This is a genomic window from Microbacterium sp. EST19A (assembly GCF_019969685.1).
In the GTDB taxonomy this organism is placed as follows: domain Bacteria; phylum Actinomycetota; class Actinomycetes; order Actinomycetales; family Microbacteriaceae; genus Microbacterium.
Window position 1 is genome coordinate 473013 of record NZ_JAHXYZ010000001.1, and the last position, 17284, is coordinate 490296.

18 protein-coding genes are annotated in these 17284 nt (G+C 69.7%); 14 read left to right on the forward strand and 4 right to left on the reverse strand.

Annotated features, from left to right (window positions below; all coding sequences use genetic code 11):
* Positions 1–21 precede the first annotated feature (21 nt).
* From LC452_RS02420 to LC452_RS02430, 3 genes are all read left to right on the forward strand, one after another.
* Positions 22–1461 (forward strand): acyclic terpene utilization AtuA family protein, encoded by a 1440-nt coding sequence (locus LC452_RS02420; RefSeq protein ID WP_223622428.1) that lies wholly within the window; start codon positions 22–24, stop codon positions 1459–1461.
* The gene (locus LC452_RS02425) at positions 1458–1796 is read left to right on the forward strand and encodes a hypothetical protein (protein ID WP_223622429.1); all 339 of its coding nucleotides are present in this window, start codon (positions 1458–1460) and stop codon (positions 1794–1796) included. Before LC452_RS02420 ends, LC452_RS02425 begins: the two co-directional genes overlap by 4 nt.
* A gap of 81 nt (positions 1797–1877) precedes the next feature.
* Positions 1878–3809, forward strand: coding sequence for a S9 family peptidase (locus tag LC452_RS02430; RefSeq protein WP_223622430.1), 1932 nt, complete (start codon positions 1878–1880; stop codon positions 3807–3809).
* Here LC452_RS02430 and LC452_RS02435 read toward each other — a convergent pair.
* Both LC452_RS02435 and LC452_RS02440 read right to left on the reverse strand, forming a co-directional pair.
* A complete protein-coding gene (locus LC452_RS02435) occupies positions 3789–5051 on the reverse strand; it encodes an MFS transporter (protein ID WP_223622431.1) in 1263 nt (420 codons plus the stop codon). The genes LC452_RS02430 and LC452_RS02435 overlap by 21 nt on opposite strands.
* A gap of 14 nt (positions 5052–5065) precedes the next feature.
* Positions 5066–5392: a hypothetical protein gene (locus tag LC452_RS02440; RefSeq protein ID WP_223622432.1), complete on the reverse strand. Its 327-nt coding sequence runs from the start codon at positions 5390–5392 to the stop codon at positions 5066–5068.
* Positions 5393–5494: 102 nt separating this feature from the next.
* Here LC452_RS02440 and LC452_RS02445 point away from each other — a divergent pair, with 102 nt between their 5' ends.
* The 11 genes from LC452_RS02445 to LC452_RS02495 all read left to right on the forward strand — a co-directional run bounded on the left by LC452_RS02445 (position 5495) and on the right by LC452_RS02495 (position 16294).
* Positions 5495–6211: a TetR/AcrR family transcriptional regulator gene (locus tag LC452_RS02445; RefSeq protein ID WP_223622433.1), complete on the forward strand. Its 717-nt coding sequence runs from the start codon at positions 5495–5497 to the stop codon at positions 6209–6211.
* A gap of 56 nt (positions 6212–6267) precedes the next feature.
* Positions 6268–6600, forward strand: a complete 333-nt coding sequence (locus tag LC452_RS02450) for an ATP-dependent DNA ligase (protein WP_223622434.1) — start codon at positions 6268–6270, stop codon at positions 6598–6600.
* 72 nt (positions 6601–6672) lie between these two features.
* Positions 6673–8283, forward strand: coding sequence for an alpha/beta hydrolase (locus LC452_RS02455; RefSeq protein WP_223622435.1), 1611 nt, complete (start codon positions 6673–6675; stop codon positions 8281–8283).
* Positions 8284–8326: 43 nt separating this feature from the next.
* A complete protein-coding gene (locus LC452_RS02460; RefSeq protein WP_223622436.1) occupies positions 8327–8734 on the forward strand; it encodes a RidA family protein in 408 nt (135 codons plus the stop codon).
* A gap of 114 nt (positions 8735–8848) precedes the next feature.
* Positions 8849–9583, forward strand: a complete 735-nt coding sequence (locus LC452_RS02465) for a response regulator transcription factor (protein ID WP_308116461.1) — start codon at positions 8849–8851, stop codon at positions 9581–9583.
* Positions 9580–11034: a cell wall metabolism sensor histidine kinase WalK gene (locus LC452_RS02470; RefSeq protein ID WP_223622437.1), complete on the forward strand. Its 1455-nt coding sequence runs from the start codon at positions 9580–9582 to the stop codon at positions 11032–11034. Before LC452_RS02465 ends, LC452_RS02470 begins: the two co-directional genes overlap by 4 nt.
* A 90-nt stretch (positions 11035–11124) precedes the next feature.
* Positions 11125–12123: a phosphodiester glycosidase family protein gene (locus LC452_RS02475; RefSeq protein WP_223622438.1), complete on the forward strand. Its 999-nt coding sequence runs from the start codon at positions 11125–11127 to the stop codon at positions 12121–12123.
* Positions 12124–12127: 4 nt separating this feature from the next.
* Positions 12128–13270, forward strand: a complete 1143-nt coding sequence (locus LC452_RS02480; RefSeq protein ID WP_223622439.1) for a bifunctional glycosyltransferase family 2/GtrA family protein — start codon at positions 12128–12130, stop codon at positions 13268–13270.
* Complete coding sequence (locus LC452_RS02485) at positions 13267–13869, forward strand: DUF4956 domain-containing protein (protein WP_223622440.1); 603 nt, start codon at positions 13267–13269, stop codon at positions 13867–13869. Before LC452_RS02480 ends, LC452_RS02485 begins: the two co-directional genes overlap by 4 nt.
* A complete protein-coding gene (locus LC452_RS02490; RefSeq protein ID WP_223622441.1) occupies positions 13866–14714 on the forward strand; it encodes a polyphosphate polymerase domain-containing protein in 849 nt (282 codons plus the stop codon). The genes LC452_RS02485 and LC452_RS02490 overlap by 4 nt, the downstream gene beginning before the upstream one ends.
* Positions 14696–16294: a carbohydrate-binding domain-containing protein gene (locus LC452_RS02495; protein WP_223622442.1), complete on the forward strand. Its 1599-nt coding sequence runs from the start codon at positions 14696–14698 to the stop codon at positions 16292–16294. The genes LC452_RS02490 and LC452_RS02495 overlap by 19 nt, the downstream gene beginning before the upstream one ends.
* An 86-nt stretch (positions 16295–16380) precedes the next feature.
* Here the strand turns inward: LC452_RS02495 and LC452_RS02500 are convergent, their stop codons facing one another.
* Positions 16381–16875 (reverse strand): hypothetical protein, encoded by a 495-nt coding sequence (locus LC452_RS02500; protein ID WP_223622443.1) that lies wholly within the window; start codon positions 16873–16875, stop codon positions 16381–16383.
* 89 nt (positions 16876–16964) lie between these two features.
* Positions 16965–17282: a hypothetical protein gene (locus tag LC452_RS02505; RefSeq protein WP_223622444.1), complete on the reverse strand. Its 318-nt coding sequence runs from the start codon at positions 17280–17282 to the stop codon at positions 16965–16967.
* Positions 17283–17284: the final 2 nt, after the last annotated feature.

Below are 17284 nucleotides of genomic sequence, written 5' to 3' on the forward strand. Positions count from 1 at the left end.
CCCTCAGAGAGGAGCAGCGCGATGATCCCGCAGTCGCTCACGAACCGGCCGAGGCTGCAGGCGACGACGCCGCCCGACGACGACGTCTTCCGGATCGGATCCGGAGCCGGATTCGCCGGAGATCGACACGACGGGGCCGAGGTGCTCGCCCGGTTCGGCGACCTCGACGCCCTCGCCTTCGAGTGCCTCGCCGAGCGTACGATCGGCATCGCCCAGCATCGGCGATCGGTCGGGTCGGAGCCCGGGTGGGACACCCGCATCCTTCGCCGCCTCTCGGGAACCTTGCCGCATCTCTTGTCCCCCCAGGGCCGCTCCGACGCGCGACCCTCACCCGTCGTCACGACGAACGCCGGCGCCGCCGACCCGGCAGGCGCGGCGCGTGCGATCGTCGACCTCCTCGCGCGGGAGGACCTGCCCGCCGTGCCCGTCGCCGCCGTGACCGGTGACGACGTGCTCGACGCGCTCGATCTTCGGGAGTCCCGCATTCTCGGCTCGGACGACACCCTGTGGGACATCCGCGAGCGCATCGTGTCGGCCAACGCCTATCTCGGCGCGGGTCCGCTCGTCGACGGCCTGTCGCAGGGAGCCCGCATCATCGTGACCGGTCGGAGTTCGGATGCCGCGCTGTTCCTCGCGCCCCTCGCCCATCATCACGGGTGGGATCTGCATCCGGCATCCGTCGGCGAGGCGCGACTCGACATCGTCGCCGAGGGCACGCTCGTCGGGCACCTGCTCGAGTGCGCGGGACAGCTCACCGGCGGCTATTTCGCCGACGGCGTGCGCAAGCGCGTCGACGGACTGGCCCGCCTCGGCTTCCCCTTCGCGGATGTGCGCGCAGACGGCTCCGCCACCTACGGCAAGGTGCCCGGCACGGGCGGCGTGCTCGACCGCCGGACGGTGCTCGAGCAGCTCCTCTACGAGATCGACGACCCCTTCCGCTACCCGACGCCGGACGTCACCCTCGACCTCTCCGCCGTCGAGATCTCCGAGCTCGCGGACGACCGTGTGCTCGTCCGCGGCGGGCGTGCGAACGGCGTGCCCGAGCAGCTCAAGGTGAGCGTCGGCGTTCGAGACGGCCTCGTCGCGACCGCCGAGATCGGCTACGCGGGGTTCGGCTCCGGCATCCGCGGTGAGCTCGCGGCCGACATCATCCGCGAGAGATGGGCAGAGGTGCGGGGGCGCACATCCGAAGAGCTGTCGATCGCCGTCATCGGCGTCAACTCCTCTCGGCCGTGGTTCGCACCGGACCTCTCGGAACCGCCGGAGGTGCGCGTGCGCTTCTCGGTGCGCACCTGGGAGCGGCCGGTCGCCGAGGCCCTGTGCGAGGAGGTCGAGGCGCTCTACACCAACGGCCCGTACGGGGGCGGGGGCGTCACGACGCAGATCCGAGAAACGATCGGGATCGTCTCGACCCTCATCCCGCGCGACCTCGCCTCGCCGTCCGTCGAGGTGCTGTCATGACTCTCGAACAGCGGAAGGACGCCGGGGGGCACCTCGGCGCGATCGCCCACGCGAGGGCGGGAGACAAGGGCGACTCCTCGATCCTGCTGGTCGCGGCATACGAGCCCGATCACGCCGTCGCACTCGCCGAGATCCTGACGTCGACCACGATCGCCGCGCATTTCGGGACGACTCCCGAGAATGTGACGGTGACCTCCGCTCCGCTGCTCGGCGCCGTGTCGATCGTGGTGCGGCACGCCCTGGAGGGCGGAGTCACCCGGTCGCTGCGCGTGGACCCCCACGGCAAGACCCTCTCCGGTCACCTCCTCGATCTCCCGATCACCTGGGCGCCCTGATCGCGTCCGGTCTGGACGAGCATGCCGACCGTGTGTATCGTCCCCAGTAGTACTTCATAAGTAACTTACGAAAGGCGAACCGTGGCCAGCCCCGCTCTCGCGCATCACCCTGCCGCCGACGTCATCGCGGCGCTCGAGTTCGTGCACACCGCCGACCTCTCCCCCGACGGCACGCGCGTGGCCTGGGCGCACAGCCGCATCGACGGCGACGAGGAACCCATCGAACTGCGGCTCACGATCGTCGGCGAGAGCGATCATTCCGTGCTCGCCACCGGAGGCCGGAACACGCAACCCGAGTTCTCGCCCGACGGACGCACCGTCGCCTTCCTGCGCTCGATGCCCGGGCGCCCGACGCAGATCGCCCTCGTCGACGCGGCCGGCGGCTCCGTCCGAGAGGTGACGGCCATCCCGCAGGGCGTCGCATCTCGTCCGCGATGGAGCCCCGACGGCACGAGGATCGCCTTCACCGTCGGGCCGGAGCCGGTGGATCGACGCCTGCCTTTCCGCGTGACGCGGGCGATCGGATGGCTGGACGGCATCGGTCTCGTCGACGACGCCGTCACCGACGTGCACGTGCTCGAACTGGCCGACGAGACCGTCACACGGCTGACGCACGAGGATCGGATCTCGGGCTCACCCGAGTGGCACGCGGACTCCGCGAGCCTCAGCTTCACGAGCAGCGCCGGTCACGACGAATGGCACCACGAGGGCAGGATCAGCACCGTGGACCTCGCCGGCGGCATCCGCACCGATGCGGAGCTCCCGGATGTCTTCGCGCTGGCCGTCCATGGTGACGGGCTGGTCGTGACGTCTCGCGGCAGCGCCGTCAAGGACGACATCATCAACGGCCGGCTGCTCACGCTCGACTCCGCGGGGCGGACGACCGCGCGCTCCGGCGATCTGGACGTGCACGGCGACGTCATCCCCGACCTGCCGGTCCCGTTCACCGACCCCTCGCCCGTGATCCTGCTGCATGGTGACGACGCCCTCGTGCGCACGCACACCGGCGACCGGCATGAGCTGCACCGCGTCGCTCTGACCGGCGCACCCCACCAGAGCCTCGAGCTGGCCGCCGAAGGCTCGGTCTACGCCCTCGCGCTCCGCGGCGACGTGCTGCTGTACGCGGTCGGCGATCGACTCACGGCGCCCGACCTGCGCGTGCGCGATCTGGTCAGCGGCGAAGACACCGCGATCACCGACACGGCATCGCACAATCGCCGCATCCTGACGCCCCTGCGCGTCGAGCACCTGTGGGCGCACACCGCCGACGGACCGGACGTGCAGACGACCTTCCTCGCCCCGGCCGACAGCACGGGTCCGCTGCCGACCGTACTGCTCATCCACGGCGGGCCCGAAGCGGGATTCGGGGAAGCCCTGTTCCTCGACGCGCAACTCCTCTGCGAAGCGGGGCTCGGCGTGCTGCTGGTCAACCCGCGCGGCTCACGCGGCTACGGCAACGCGCACATCGCCGCGATCCGCGGGGACTGGGGCGGCATCGACGCCGACGACTTCCACGCCGCGCTCGATCTCGCGATCGCCCGCGGACTGGCGGACCCCGAACGACTCGGTGTCGCCGGGCTCTCCTACGGCGGCTACATGACGACGTGGCTCATCGGCCACTCCGACCGCTTCGCAGCAGCCGTCGCCGAGAACCCGGTCACCAACCTCGTGAGCTTCTACGGCACCAGCGACATCGGCCTGACGTTCGCGCCTCGCCAGCTCGGCGGCCCCATCGACACGGCGTTCGACCAGTTCGTGCGGAGCTCGCCGATCACGGCAGCGGAGGCCGTCACGACGCCGACACTCCTCATCGTCTCGGACGAGGACCACCGCTGCCCGCCCGAGCAGGCACTGCAGTTCTATCAGCGCCTGGTCTCGACCGGATGCGAGGCCGAACTGCTCATGCTCCCCGGCGCGTCGCACGCCGGCTCGGTCAACGAGGCGCCGGTGGTCCGCCGCGCGCAGAATGACGCGATGGCGGATTGGCTGAGTTCACGGCTGCTCGGGGATTGAGGCGGATGCGGTCCCCGCATCGAGCGGCACTCGCGCGTTCAGCACGACGAGTGCGATGACCCCCAGGGTGGCGATCACGGCGGGGATCCAGAACAGCTGAGGGATGCCGAGCCAGCTCGACCCCACGCTGCCGGCGAATCCTCCGACCGCCGCGTTGATCGCGTAGGCGCTGAGGAAGACGCTCGACGCCATCCCGACCCGCGTCGGAACCAGGCGCTGGGCCACCGTGATGCCGAGCACACCGAAGGTCGCGATCACGCCGGCCATCAGCAGCTGGCCGATGACGAGCGGCACGAGGTGCGGCACGACGAAACCCGCCGAGGCGTAGGAGACATGGGCCGCGACGGCCATCATCGCGCCGACGATCAGCACGCGGGCGAAGCCGAACCGGCTCGCCAGCTTCGCGGCGATCGGCATCAACAGCAGCTCCACGAGCGGCTGCAGGCCGATGACGGCGCCGCGGACTCCGGCGTCGACGCGGAGATCCCCGTCCATGTAGAGGGGCAGATACGCGAGCTTCACGGTCTCGCCGCACATGATGAGCACGTAGATCCCGGTGAAGACGACCAGCGGCAGCATCGAACGCGGATGCGCCGCCCGCGCTGCGCTGTTCATCTGCGACGAGCGCGTCGGCGTCACATCGCGCACGACGGCATCCGTTCGCACCCCGATCAGCGGCACGAGCGAGAGCAGCACGCTGATCCCCGTCACGAGGAGGAGGGGCCGCAACCCGATCACGGCGCCGAGCACCGCACCCAGGACGGGACCGACGATCCACCCGAACGCCATGGCCATCCGGATCACGGCGACGACCTCGTTGTCGGCCGGGGTGGGCGACCGGTTCAGCTCGTCGCGCACCGCCGCCTGCAGCTGCGCGGCGCCGGCGCCGGCCGCGCTGAGGAGGATCGCGTTGATGGCGAACGGCATCCAGGCCTGCATCGCGACAGCCATCAGCACCCAGCCGGCGAAGCCGGCGAGCGCGGAGAGCCGGAAGACGAGCAGCCGGGAACCCGCACGGTCCGACAACGATCCGACCACGTATCCGACGATCGGCGCCGTCAGGTTGGTGAGGAAGTAGAGCCCCGCCTGCGCGTCGGTGAGGTGCAGCTCTCCGACGAGGAACAGGGTGATCTGGGGAATGGTGATCGAGATCCCGATGCCCGAGATCACCAGACTGATGAAGGCCCCGCGGAGAAGCCGCGAGCGCAGGATGTACCGCGAGGCGGAGACCGGCGGAGACACTCCGACGGGGAGGATCAGTCGATCTCGGGAACGTCGTCGGGCGACATCTCCAGAGGTCCCGCGGTCGGCGACTCGACGGCGCGGGTGAGATCCTTCAGCCGGACGACCAACTCATGATCCTCGAGCTCCGGACCCCGATCCCTCACATCCTTCGCGACGATCTGGCTCGCCGGGCCGATCAGGAACTTCGCCGTCAGGATCGATCCGTCCTCTTCGCGGACGGGGATCTCGATGATCTCCGCGCGCTCCTCCTGGCCCAATGCACGACCGTATGCCAGCAGGGCATCCGCGATCTCGTCGCCCGTCAGGAACTCTTCGCCGCCGTACATGATCAACTGCATGATGCTGTTCTACGGCATCGCCGGCGGATCCCCGCGCCCCTTGCCCGGACTTCGCTCTCCTGCTAGCCGTCTCATTCGCCGTCATGCGAGTAGCGTTGGCGCATGCCGGATCGTTCGCGGGACAAGCAGCGGGGCTCGGCGGCCGGGAGTCTCAGCCGCGAGCTGATCGTCGAGACCGCCCTCGGGCAGATCGACACCCTCGGCGCGCAGAGTCTGTCGATGCGCTCCCTGGCGCAGGAGCTCGGCGTGGAGGCGATGTCGCTGTACCGCTACGTCCACGGCAGGGAAGATCTCCTGGAGGGTGTCGTCGATCAGCTGATGAGCGATCTGACGGCCAGCTTCGATGTCGAGCTGACCGAGCATTGGCAGGGATTCCTCCAGACGGTCGCGCACCGTGTGCGGCAGATCGCGATCGATCACCCTCGCGCCTTCCCGCTGGTTGCGACACGGCACCCCGCCGCGCCCTGGCTGCGCCCGCCGCTGCGCAGCGTGGAGGTCGTCGAGCTGTTCCTCGACACCCTCATCGCTCGCGGCTTCTCCGACCAGCAGGCCGTCGACACGTATCGGTCGTTCAGCAGCTTCCTGCTCGGTCAGCTGCTGTTGGAGGCCGCCGTGCGAGGAGCGGAGATCAGCCCGCTCGACGAGCCTCTCGACGAGGGCGGCTCCGACGTGCCCGAAGGCGACGGCGAGACCGAGATCGATGACGACGCGCAGATCGTCCGGCTCCGTCCCCTGCTGAGCGAGGATCGCAGCGACGAGGAGTTCGAGGCCTCGCTCGAGAGCCTGCTCGACCGGCTGGGCGCCGAACTCTCCCGTTAGCCTTACACTGTAAGTTGTTTACGGTGTAAGTCTGGAATCGGGAGTCAACAGGCACGATGGGGCGATTCATCTATGAGGGCAATGTCAAGACCGATGTCGAAGACCGAGCCCTGACCCACCTTCAGCTCGTCATGACGGCGAAGCTCCGCCGCGGAGAGCCGTTCCCCTTCACCTGGCGCGAAGACCTCAGCGTCGGCGGCGGGCGCACCACCGTCTGGGTGCAGGCGCGGAGCTCGCTGGTGTTCAAGTACAGCGGCAGCCGCCAGCCCTCGATCAACCGCGAGTGGGTCGAAGCCCTCGCCTTCACCGCCAACTCGCCGAGCGGTCTCTACCTGGTGCCGGAGCCGACTGAGCAGAATCCCGGCGGTCGCATCGACGTTCCGACCTGAGCGGCGCCGCGGGGAGCGATCTCGATCTCCTGACTTGACCCTGTGCCGGGAACACGGTGTGCAGTCGTCTGCATGAGACGTCTCCCCGTATCCGGACCGGCAGCACCGCCCCTCTCGCGTCGCTCGCATCTGCGCCGAGCCGCGGCCCTCGCGACATCGGCCGCACTCGTGGCGGTGCTGGCAGCGTGCACCCCGCCGACTCCCTCGACGGAGGAGCCCTCGGCGGCGGAATCGCTCGACCGGTTCCACGCGCAGGAGCTCACCTGGGAGGACTGCGCCGACTATGCCGTGACCTCGCTGGACGAGCAGTACTTCCCTCTCGCGCCCGAGGCCGAATGCGCGCGGCTCGAGGTGCCGCTGGACTACTCCGAACCCGAGGGTGACACGGCATCCGTCGCGGTCGTGCGGATCGCCGCCCGCGGCGAATCGATGGGATCGCTGCTGTACAACCCTGGTGGCCCGGGCGGCCCGGGACTGCTCACCACCATGGCGGCATCCGTGACTTTGGCCGACAGCGCGATCACCGAGCGATTCGACCTGATCGGGTTCGACCCCCGCGGAGTCGGCGCGTCGGAGCCCGCTATCGACTGCTACTCCGACGACGGAACGACCGCGGGTGACGCCGTGTTCGAACGCCTCGGCACGATCGCCCCCGCACTCACCGCGGCCGACACGCAGGCGCTCGTCGACCGCTGCGCCGACGGCTCGGGCGGCATGAACGCGCTGGCGAACGTGGGCACCCGCACGACGGCGAACGACATGGACGTGCTCCGCGCGGTGCTCGGCGAGGAGCAGCTCAACTTCCTCGGCCAGAGCTACGGCTCACGGCTCGGGTCCGTCTACGCCGAGCAGTTCCCCGAGAACGTGCGGGCGATGATCCTGGACGGCGCGTTCGATCCCACGCTCGAGCAGCAGGACCGGCTCGTCGCCTCCTACGCCGGGTTCCAGGCGACGTTCGACACGATGGCGGCGTCGTGCGCGACACAGCCCGACTGCCCGCTGGGCACCGACCCCGCCGCCTGGACCTCGACGTTCCACGACATCATCCGTCCGCTCGCCGACGCCCCGGTGCCGGCGTTGGGCGAGGAGCTGACCTTCGAGGTCGCGCTCAGCGGCGTCATGGGCGGCCTGTACTCGCCCGACGCCTGGCCGCGCATCATCGCCGGACTGCACGAGGTGCAGGCGGGCCGCGGCGACGAGCTGCTCGAACTCGCGTACGGCATCGGCGGACTGGAGGTCGACGGCGATGCGTCCGACGGCACCGCCGAGGCTCTCATGGCCATCAACTGCGTCGACGAGAGCGTGCTCTCCCCCGACGACCTCGCGCAGCTGCGGGCCGACACCTACGCCCGCGCCCCGTTCATGGATCCCGGCACCGACGTGACCGAGGCGGCTCGCGACAAGTGCGCCGACTGGCCGCGCACCGGCGAGCTGGGCGTGCCGTACGCGACCGACGTCGAGGGGCTCCCGGCGACGCTCGTGGTGTCGATCACGGGCGATCCGACCACACCGCATGCCGGCGGTATCCGCCTCGCCGAGTCGCTCGGCAGCACCCTGCTGACCGTCGAGGGCGAGGGGCACACCGTCGTCTCGTCGGGGGCGAGCCCGTGCGTCGACGAGATCGCCGCGGCCTATCTCATCGACCTCGAGCTGCCCGAGGGAGAGCTGTCGTGCACGCTCTGACCTCCTCCTCCACCATCCGTTCCACCTCCGAAGGAGAATCCCGATGATCACCTCTCTCAGCCGCCCCGACGGCCTGCTCCAGCAGACCGACTACGCGCCCGTCGCCACGACGAGCGGCTCTCGTCTGCTGCTGCTCGCGGGCCAGCTCGCCGTGACGCCCGCGGGCGAGACGACCGACGCCGACCTCGCAGGGCAGGTGCACGCCGCGCTCCGCAACGTCGCGACGGCCGTGACCGGAGCCGGAGGGAAGGTCGAGGACATCGCGCGACTGACCTTCTACGTCGCCGGCTGGCAGACCGACCTGGCGGACGCTCTCTGGGAGGGGACCGCTCGCGCGCAGGCATCCGACGGCTTCCCCTCTCCCCTGCCCCCGGTCACCGTCATCGGCGTGCAGACCCTGTGGCGTCCGGATCTGCTCGTCGAGATCGAGGCCATCGCGGCACTCGACTGAGCGGCCGCCGGATCGGCGACGGTCGAGTGCACGGTGTCGAAAGCTGATCACGTCGAAAGCTGATCACGTCGCGCGCCGCTGGCCCTGCGCCGCAGAACGGGAGAAGCTAGGACGATGACACCAGCATCACCCGAGACTCGCGCGCTGACCCGGCCCGACGGCTCGCCGATCCGCGCCCTCGTCGTCGACGACGAGGCGAACCTCAGCGATCTCCTGCGCATGGCGCTGACCAATGAGGGATGGGACGCGCGCACCGCCTCCAACGGGCAGGAAGCGCTGAACCTCGTCCGCGAGTTCGCACCCGATCTGCTGGTGCTCGACATCATGATGCCCGGGCTCGACGGCATGGAGGTGCTGAAGCGGGTGCGCGCCGGCGGCAACGACGTGCCGGTGCTCTTCCTCACCGCGAAGGATGCCGTGGAGGACAGGATCGCCGGCATCACGGCCGGTGGCGACGACTACCTCACCAAGCCCTTCAATCTCGAAGAGGTCATCGTGCGACTGCGAGGGATGGCGCGGCGTCATGTGGCCGTGGCCGCCGAGAGCGATCCGCGCCTGCAGGTCGGAGATCTCACCCTCGACGAGGAGACCTACGAGGTGGAGCGCGCCGGCGAACCGATCAAGCTGACGGCGAAGGAGTTCGAGCTGCTTCGCTACCTGATGCAGAACCCCCGACGAGTGCTCAGCAGGGCGCAGATCCTCGATCACGTGTGGAGCTACGACTTCGGCGGCACGTCGAGCGTCGTCGAGATCTACATCTCGTACCTGCGCAAGAAGATCGACACCGTCGGCGAACCGCTCATCCACACCGTGCGGGGAGTGGGCTACACGATCAAGCCCGCTCGATGAGCGTCCGCCGCTGGACGCTGCGCCGCAAGCTCGTCGTCGCGGTCGCCGCGCTCGTCGCCGCCGGACTCGTGGTGACGAGCCTCGCCACGATCCTGTCGCTGCGGTCGTTCGTCTATGAGCGACTCGATCGCCAGGTGCTGGAGGGGCTCGACTTCGCCACCGGCCCCGGAGGAGGAGGCGGCGGCGGACCCCAGGGAGACCCCGAGGACCAGGGCGGGAGCGATTCCGGCTCGGGCCCTTCCCCTCGCGTCGGCACCCTCCAGGTGGTCCTCGATGCGGACGGGCAGGTCTCGAGTTCACTGTTCGTCGCGGCCGACGGGACGGAGATCGCCCTCACGGATGCACAGGCCGAGGTGTTCGAGACGACCTCGTTCCCGTCGCGCGTTCCCGTGACGGTCGAACTCGGCGGAGAGCTCGGCAGCTTCCGCGTGGCCGCGCAGGAAGACGGCGACACGACGGTGGTGGCCGGAAACTCCCTGGCCGACGTCACCGCCACGACCGGTGCGCTGACGACGATCCTCGTGATCGTGGCGGGCCTGACCCTGCTTCTCGTGGTCGTCGCGCTCTCGCTGATCGTGCGACGGAACCTCCGTCCTCTCGATCGGGTGGCGACCGTCGCGCAGACCGTCGCCGGACGCCGCCTCGCCGACGGGGCGGTCGAGATCCCGGAGCGGGTGGATGACGGCGACACGGACGAGCACACCGAGGTGGGGCGGGTCGGCAGCTCGCTGAACACCCTCCTCGGGCACATCGAGTCGGCTCTCGCGTCACGGCAGCACAGCGAGGAGCAGCTGCAGCGCTTCATCGCGGACGCCAGTCACGAGCTGCGCACACCGCTCGCCTCCATCCGCGGGTACGCCCAGCTCTCCCTCGGCGAGGACGCGCCGATGACCCCGACGCAGCAGCGCTCGTTCGATCGGATCGCCGCAGAATCCGCGCGGATGTCGGCACTCGTCGACGACCTGCTGCTGCTGGCCCGCCTCGACGCCGGCCAGCCGATGCGGCGGGAGACCGTCGATCTCACTCTTCTCGCGATCGACGCCGTCAGCGACGCCCACGCCGCCGACGCGAGCCGCGAATGGCGCATCGATGTGCCCGAAGAGGTGATCACGGTCGCCGGAGACGAGAACCGCCTGCGTCAGGTCGTGGGCAATCTGCTGCGCAACGCCCGTGTCCACACGCCGCCCGGCACCGTCGTCACGACATCCCTCCGCGTCGACGGTGATGACGCCGTGCTCGAGGTGACCGACGACGGTCCCGGGATCGATCCGGAGGTGCGGGACCGTCTGTTCGAGAGGTTCGCCCGAGGCGACCAGGCACGCAGTCGCGAGGCGGGCAGCACGGGACTGGGCCTCTCGATCGCGCACGCCATCGTGGCCGCGCTTCGAGGTGACATCGCCGTGCAGAGCCGGCCGGGCGAGACGGTGTTCACGGTGCGCCTCCCGCGCTGAGGTCGCACGGCGCAGGTGCGCTTCCGCTCTCTTAGCGGGCTCTTAGGTCAGCGCAAAGATCGACCAAGACGGCGTCGGTATCCATGAGTCATGGACACACCCCGCACCCCCGACCCCGCCCCCGCCCCGTCTTCCGAGCGAAAGCAGAAGCGGCGCCGACTCCGCAACGGGATGATCGCCGGCGGGCTCGCCGTGCTCCTCAGCGCGGGAGGCACGGCCGCCTGGGCGGTCGACCGATTCCTCGTCGAGCATGTCGAGATCTCGGATGTCTCCGCGTACGAGGCGCAGAACACGTCCACCTCCGACGCCTCGAGCGCGGCGGACGACGACTCCTCCGCCGTCACGACCGACACGTCGTACACCGACGGCGACACCACGGTCACCGTCTCCCAGGTCACCACCGGATCCGGAGCCGACACCGTCACGTACTACGTCGCCGACGTCGTCGTCGCGGATGCCACCCAGCTGCGCTCGGCCTTCGCCAAGGACCAGTTCGGTGAGAACATCACCGAGCTCACCAGCGAGATCGCCGCCGACAACGACGCGGTCTTCGCCATCAACGGCGACTACTACGGGTTCCGCACGACCGGGATCGAGATCCGCAACGGCGTGGTCTACCGCGACGAGGGTGCGCGCGAAGGGCTCGCGTTCTACACCGACGGCCACGTCGAGGTCTATGACGAGACCTCGACGACCGCCGACGAGCTCGTCGCCGCCGGCGTGTGGAACACCCTCTCCTTCGGCCCCGCGATCGTCGAAGACGGCACAGTCGTCGACGGCATCGAAGACGTCGAGGTCGACACGAACGTCGGCAACCACTCCATCCAGGGCGAGCAGCCGCGCACGGCCGTCGGGATCATCGACGAGAACCACTACGTCTTCGTCGTGGTCGACGGACGCGATGAGGGTTACAGCCGCGGGGTGACGCTGACCGAGCTCGCCGACATCATGACCGGGCTGGGGGCCACGACGGCGTACAACCTCGACGGCGGGGGCTCCTCCACGATGTACTTCAACGGTGCCGTGATCAACCAGCCGTCCAACGGCGGCGAGCGCGGCACGAGCGACATCCTCTACGTGGCCGGATGAGATCATGATCGTCCTCATCCCCTCGTACGAACCCGGCGCGCATCTGGTGCCGCTCGTCCGCAGCGTGCGGAGCCTCTGCCCCGACACCCGGGTGATCGTCGTCGACGACGGCAGCGGTGCGGCGTATGCGGAGGCTTTCACCGGCGCAGAGCGGGCCGGCGCGACAGTGATCCGCCACGACGAGAACCGGGGCAAGGGCGCGGCCCTGAAGACCGGATTCGCGTTCATCGCCGACCGCCATCCCGACGACGACATCGTCACGGCGGATGCCGACGGCCAGCACACCCCGGTCGACATCCTGCGCATCGCAGACGGCCTGCGCGCGGATGCGGAGTCCGGCGCGGAGGCGCTGCTGCTCGGCGTGCGAGACCTGCGCGGCGACGTGCCGCTGCGCAGCCGCTTCGGCAACGCCGTGGCGCGCGGGCTGTTCCGTGTGGCGGCCGGGTGGCGCTCGACCGATACCCAGACAGGCCTGCGGGGCATTCCGTCGACGATGCGGGAATGGGCGAGGGAGGTGCCGGGCGAGCGGTTCGAGTACGAGATCGAGATGCTGCTGCGCGTGCGCAGATCGGGCCTCGAGGCACGCGAGATCCCGATCGAGACCGTGTACCTCGAAGAGAACGCCTCGAGTCACTTCCGGCCGGTCGCCGACTCCCTCCGGGTGATGCTCCCGCTGATCGCGTTCGCCGGATCCTCCCTGCTCGCCTTCTTCGCCGACACCGTCGCACTGCTGCTGCTCACCGCGGTGCTCCCCGTCGTCCTTCCCGCGGGAAGCGCCTCGCTGGTGCTGGCCGTCATCATCGCGCGGATCGTGAGCGCCTCGCTCAACTTCCTCGTCAACCGACGGTTCGTGTTCCGGGGCGAGAGCGCCCCCGATGCCCGGCGGCAGGCGCTGCGCTACGGGTTCCTCGCCGTGCTGCTGCTCGCCTCGAACATCATGTGGATGGAGGCGCTGACGGGGTTCGGTGTCGCGCTCGTCCCGGCCAAGATCCTGACCGAAGCGGTGCTCTTCCTCCTGAGCTACCAGCTGCAGAGGCAGTTCGTCTTCGGAGACTTCTCTGCGCCCAAGGAACGTCTTAGGAAGCGTTTAGGAATCTCGACTCCTATGGATGCAGACGCACCGCACCTCGAGAGGAATCCCCGATGAACGCCACACTGCTCCTGATGAGCGCCGACCTGATCGCCGCGATCATTCTGAGTCTCGCCATCTACTACCGCCGGCACCGCCGCCGCGACCTGGTGGTCGCCTTCCTGGGTGTGAACATCGGCGTCCTCGCGGTCACGACGGTGCTGGGCTCGGCAGAGGTCGCCGCGGGCCTCGGACTCGGCCTCTTCGGCGTGCTCTCGATCATCCGGCTGCGGTCGTCAGAGATCTCGCAGCGCGAGGTCGCGTACTACTTCGCCGCCCTCGCGATCGGCCTCGTCGCCGGCCTCCCCTCCGCCGATCCGTGGATCCCGATCGCCCTGATGGCGCTGATCCTCGCCGTGCTGTGGGCGGCGGACCACCCGGCGCTCCTGGGCCGGTCCCGCCACCAGACCGTCCACGTCGATCGGGCGATCGCCGACGAGGAGGAGCTCCGCGCCGAGCTGGAGAGCCGACTCGGTGCGACCGTCACGTCGCTGACCGTCCAGCACCTCGATCTCGTGGACGACACGACGCTCGTCGACGTGCGCTACCGCCTTCCCCGCGTCGCCTCCCCGACGCGCCCGGCACGCGCACCGCTGTCGGTCGGGGGCGTGCGATGACGACTCCCCTCGACTACGACCGGTTCGCGTCGATCAGCCTCGAGCAGCTCATCGAGGAGGCCGCCCTGCAGACGCGCGTCGATCGCAAGTACGTGCTTCCGCAGAGCGCCGCTGCCGGCGTCGTCGATGCGCTCGATTCCGGCATCCGCATCCTCGATACGGACGGGACCCGCGCCTTCCGCTACGAATCGGTCTACTTCGACACGCCCGACCTCCTGAGCTTCCGACTGGCCGCCCAGCCGCGCCGGCGCCGGTTCAAGATCCGCACCCGCACCTACGTGGAATCGCGAACCGCGTTCCTCGAGCTGAAGACCCGGGGAGCGCGGAGCGCGACGGTCAAGGACCGCGTCGGCTACCGCGTGACCGACCGAGGCATCCTCACCGATGAGGCGCGCGGGTACGCCGCGGAGGGCCTCGACGCCATCGGCATCGACGGCGAACGTGCCGACGATCTGCGGATGCGGCTCACGACGCGGTACCGCCGGGCCACCTTCATCGCTCCCGACGGCTCGGCACGCTCGACCATCGACACCGAGCTCGAATGGCGGGACGTGTCCGGCGGGACGCTCTCGACCCCGCGCCTCGCGATCATCGAGACGAAGTCGGGCTCCGCGGCATCCGATTTCGATCGTGCCCTGTGGCGCGCCGGGCACCGCCCGGTGAGCATCAGCAAATACGCGACCGGCCTGGCCGCGCTCCACCCCGAGCTGCCCCGCAACCGCTGGTCGCGGCTCCTGCGCGGGCCCTTCGCCGGAGCGACGCTCAGCCTGAACGACACCGACACCGACACTCGCACCACCGACCACACCCCCACAGAGGAGACACCATGCGCACACGCCGCCTGATCCTGCCCGCCATCCCGGTCGGGGTCGCCGCGATCGTCCTCGCCGGCTGCGCCGTGACCGCGACGCCCGCCGACACGACGAGCGACACCACCGCGACAGGAAGCGCCGCCTCGGCATCCACCGCCGTCAGCGCGGAGGCCATCCTGGCCGCGAACGAGAACGCCACCGTCGTCCGCGACGACGAGTGGTCGGATGCCGATGCGGTCGACATCGAGCTGACCGGAGACGGAGCGACCACGACGGCATCCGGAGTCTCGGTCGCCGGATCGACCGTGACGATCAGCGAGGCCGGGGTGTTTCGGCTCTCCGGTTCACTGGAGGGGTCGGTCGTCGTGTCGGCCGCCGACGACGCGCAGGTCGTGCTGATCCTCGACGGCGTCGACATCTCGAACGCCGACGGCCCGGCGGTGAACGTGGTCACCGCCGACGATGCGGCCGTCTTCCTCGCGGAGGGCAGCGACAACACGCTGTCGGATGCCTCGGCCTATGCGGAGGATGCCGATGCCAACGCCGCCCTGTACAGCTCGGCCGACCTCACCATCAGCGGCACCGGCACGCTGACCGTCGAGGGCAACGGCAACGACGGCATCACGAGCACCGATGACCTCGCGATCCTCTCCGGCACGATCTCCGTCCGTGCGGCGGACGACGCGTTGCGGGGCAAGGACTCGCTGTCGATCGAGGGCGGCACGCTCGCGCTCGATGCCGGCGGCGACGCGCTCAAGAGCGACAACGCCGAGGAGGAGGGTCGCGGGTACATCCTGATCGAAGGCGGCACCGTGGACGCCACGGCGGACGACGACGGGTTGGATGCCACGACCGACGTCGTGGTCACCGGCGGCACTCTCTCGGTCGCTGCCACGGGCGACGGCCTCCACGCCGACGCGTCCCTCGCCCTCGCCGGCGGCACCGTGGTCGTGACCGAGTCGAATGAGGCCGTGGAGGGCGTCGACATCTTCATCGAGGGCGGCGACATCGACCTGACGGCATCCGACGACGGCATCAACGCCGCCGGCGGGGCTGCGGCGGCCACAGGCGGCGGAATGGCCGACAGCGGCGAGACGCTCACGATCAGCGGCGGCACCCTCGTGGTCGACGCCGGCGGTGACGGCCTCGACTCCAACGGGTCGATGACCATCAGCGGCGGCACCATCACCGTGTTCGGTCCGACCGACAGCGGCAACGGCGCACTCGACACCAACGGCGCCTTCACCATCACCGGCGGCACACTGCTCGCGGTGGGCAGCTCAGGTATGGCCGAGTCGCCCGATGCGGATTCCGCCCAGGCCTGGGTCGCCGCCCTGGCGAGCGGCAGCGCCGGAGACGAGGTCGAGCTGGTCGACTCCTCGGGCACGACGGTGGCCTCGTTCACCGCCGAGAAGACGTTCCAGTCGGTGGTGTTCTCCTCCGCGGAGATCCTCGACGGCGCCGCGTACACCGTGACGGTCGACGGCGAGACCGCCGCGACAGCCACCGAGGGCACGGCGACCGAGGGCGGGATGGGCGCCCCCGGAGGCGGAACCGGCGGAGGCCCCGGCGGTGGGACAGGAGAAGGGCCGGGCGGCGGCCAGCGTCCCTGACTCCTGGAGATCGAGGACCCGCCGACGGTCGAGCATGCTCCCGCCGGCGGGTCCTCCACTCTGCGCGGCTGCGGCTACGGCTACGGCTACGGCTGCACGACGCGCACCCACGCCTGGTCGACGTCGTCCGCGTCGGTGAGGTTCACCTGCACCGGTCCGGCGTACGGCAGCTGGTAGGTGAACTCTCCGGCGGGAGGGTCGTCGCAGTCGAAGTCGCCGTCGGCGATCACGCGCTTCTCACCGTCGGCCGTCATCACCTCGAACCCGACGCCGTCGCCCTGGCACTGCCCCTCGATCGAGAACGGCCGGTCGGCGACGAGCACGGCGGGCCCGGCGATGATCTCTCCCGACGGGTCGTCTCCGTCGTACTTGAGCGTGATCGCGACCTGCACAGGATCGGTCGTGTCGGGGATGACGAAGTCTGCCGCGGTCGGTGTCGGTGACGGTGCGGCGGATGCCGACGGAGAAGGCGCGTCGGCCTCGGTGGGTTCGGGCGCGTTCGTGGCGGTGCATCCGGTGACGAAGCAGGCGAGTGCGATGGCAGCGGGAACGATGAGACGGGCACGATGGCGAACGTTCATGCCCCCACGCTAGGAAATCCGACGAGGGCGGGACCAGGGCCTTGCGGACGGCGGCAGACGTGCTACCCGCTCCTCACGTGCAGACCTGCTTACTCCGGTTCGGGGGTGTCCAGGACTTCGTCGACGAGCGAGATGCCGCCGGTCGAGTTCGCGGAGTGCATGAGCTCCTCGATCCACTTCACGTTCAGCGGCGGCGTCTCGGGCTCTTCGAACGTGAAGCGCAGCGGGATCGACGGATGCAGCCAGATCGTCGACCGCCCATCGGGCTCGTCCTCCGGATGGCGCCAGGAGAGGGTGAAGGCCTCATTCCGTCGCAGCTTCGTGGCGATGACCACTTTCAGGTGCGCGAGCGCGCGGTCCTCGATGTGAATCGGCGCGGTCGCACCGCCGTACATGATCGTTCCCATGA

Excerpts from the sequence above, each read along its gene's own strand:
- LC452_RS02420 (WP_223622428.1), top strand. The coding sequence starts at position 22 with ATGATCCCGCAGTCGCTCACGAACCGGCCGAGGCTGCAGGCGACGACG.
- LC452_RS02425 (WP_223622429.1), top strand. The coding sequence starts at position 1,458 with ATGACTCTCGAACAGCGGAAGGACGCCGGGGGGCACCTCGGCGCGATC.
- LC452_RS02440 (WP_223622432.1), bottom strand. The coding sequence starts at position 5,392 with ATGCAGTTGATCATGTACGGCGGCGAAGAGTTCCTGACGGGCGACGAG.
- LC452_RS02445 (WP_223622433.1), top strand. The coding sequence starts at position 5,495 with ATGCCGGATCGTTCGCGGGACAAGCAGCGGGGCTCGGCGGCCGGGAGT.
- LC452_RS02450 (WP_223622434.1), top strand. The coding sequence starts at position 6,268 with ATGGGGCGATTCATCTATGAGGGCAATGTCAAGACCGATGTCGAAGAC.
- LC452_RS02455 (WP_223622435.1), top strand. The coding sequence starts at position 6,673 with ATGAGACGTCTCCCCGTATCCGGACCGGCAGCACCGCCCCTCTCGCGT.
- LC452_RS02460 (WP_223622436.1), top strand. The coding sequence starts at position 8,327 with ATGATCACCTCTCTCAGCCGCCCCGACGGCCTGCTCCAGCAGACCGAC.
- LC452_RS02465 (WP_308116461.1), top strand. The coding sequence starts at position 8,849 with ATGACACCAGCATCACCCGAGACTCGCGCGCTGACCCGGCCCGACGGC.
- LC452_RS02470 (WP_223622437.1), top strand. The coding sequence starts at position 9,580 with ATGAGCGTCCGCCGCTGGACGCTGCGCCGCAAGCTCGTCGTCGCGGTC.
- LC452_RS02475 (WP_223622438.1), top strand. The coding sequence starts at position 11,125 with ATGGACACACCCCGCACCCCCGACCCCGCCCCCGCCCCGTCTTCCGAG.
- LC452_RS02480 (WP_223622439.1), top strand. The coding sequence starts at position 12,128 with ATGATCGTCCTCATCCCCTCGTACGAACCCGGCGCGCATCTGGTGCCG.
- LC452_RS02485 (WP_223622440.1), top strand. The coding sequence starts at position 13,267 with ATGAACGCCACACTGCTCCTGATGAGCGCCGACCTGATCGCCGCGATC.
- LC452_RS02490 (WP_223622441.1), top strand. The coding sequence starts at position 13,866 with ATGACGACTCCCCTCGACTACGACCGGTTCGCGTCGATCAGCCTCGAG.
- LC452_RS02495 (WP_223622442.1), top strand. The coding sequence starts at position 14,696 with ATGCGCACACGCCGCCTGATCCTGCCCGCCATCCCGGTCGGGGTCGCC.
- LC452_RS02500 (WP_223622443.1), bottom strand. The coding sequence starts at position 16,875 with ATGAACGTTCGCCATCGTGCCCGTCTCATCGTTCCCGCTGCCATCGCA.
- LC452_RS02505 (WP_223622444.1), bottom strand. The coding sequence starts at position 17,282 with ATGGGAACGATCATGTACGGCGGTGCGACCGCGCCGATTCACATCGAG.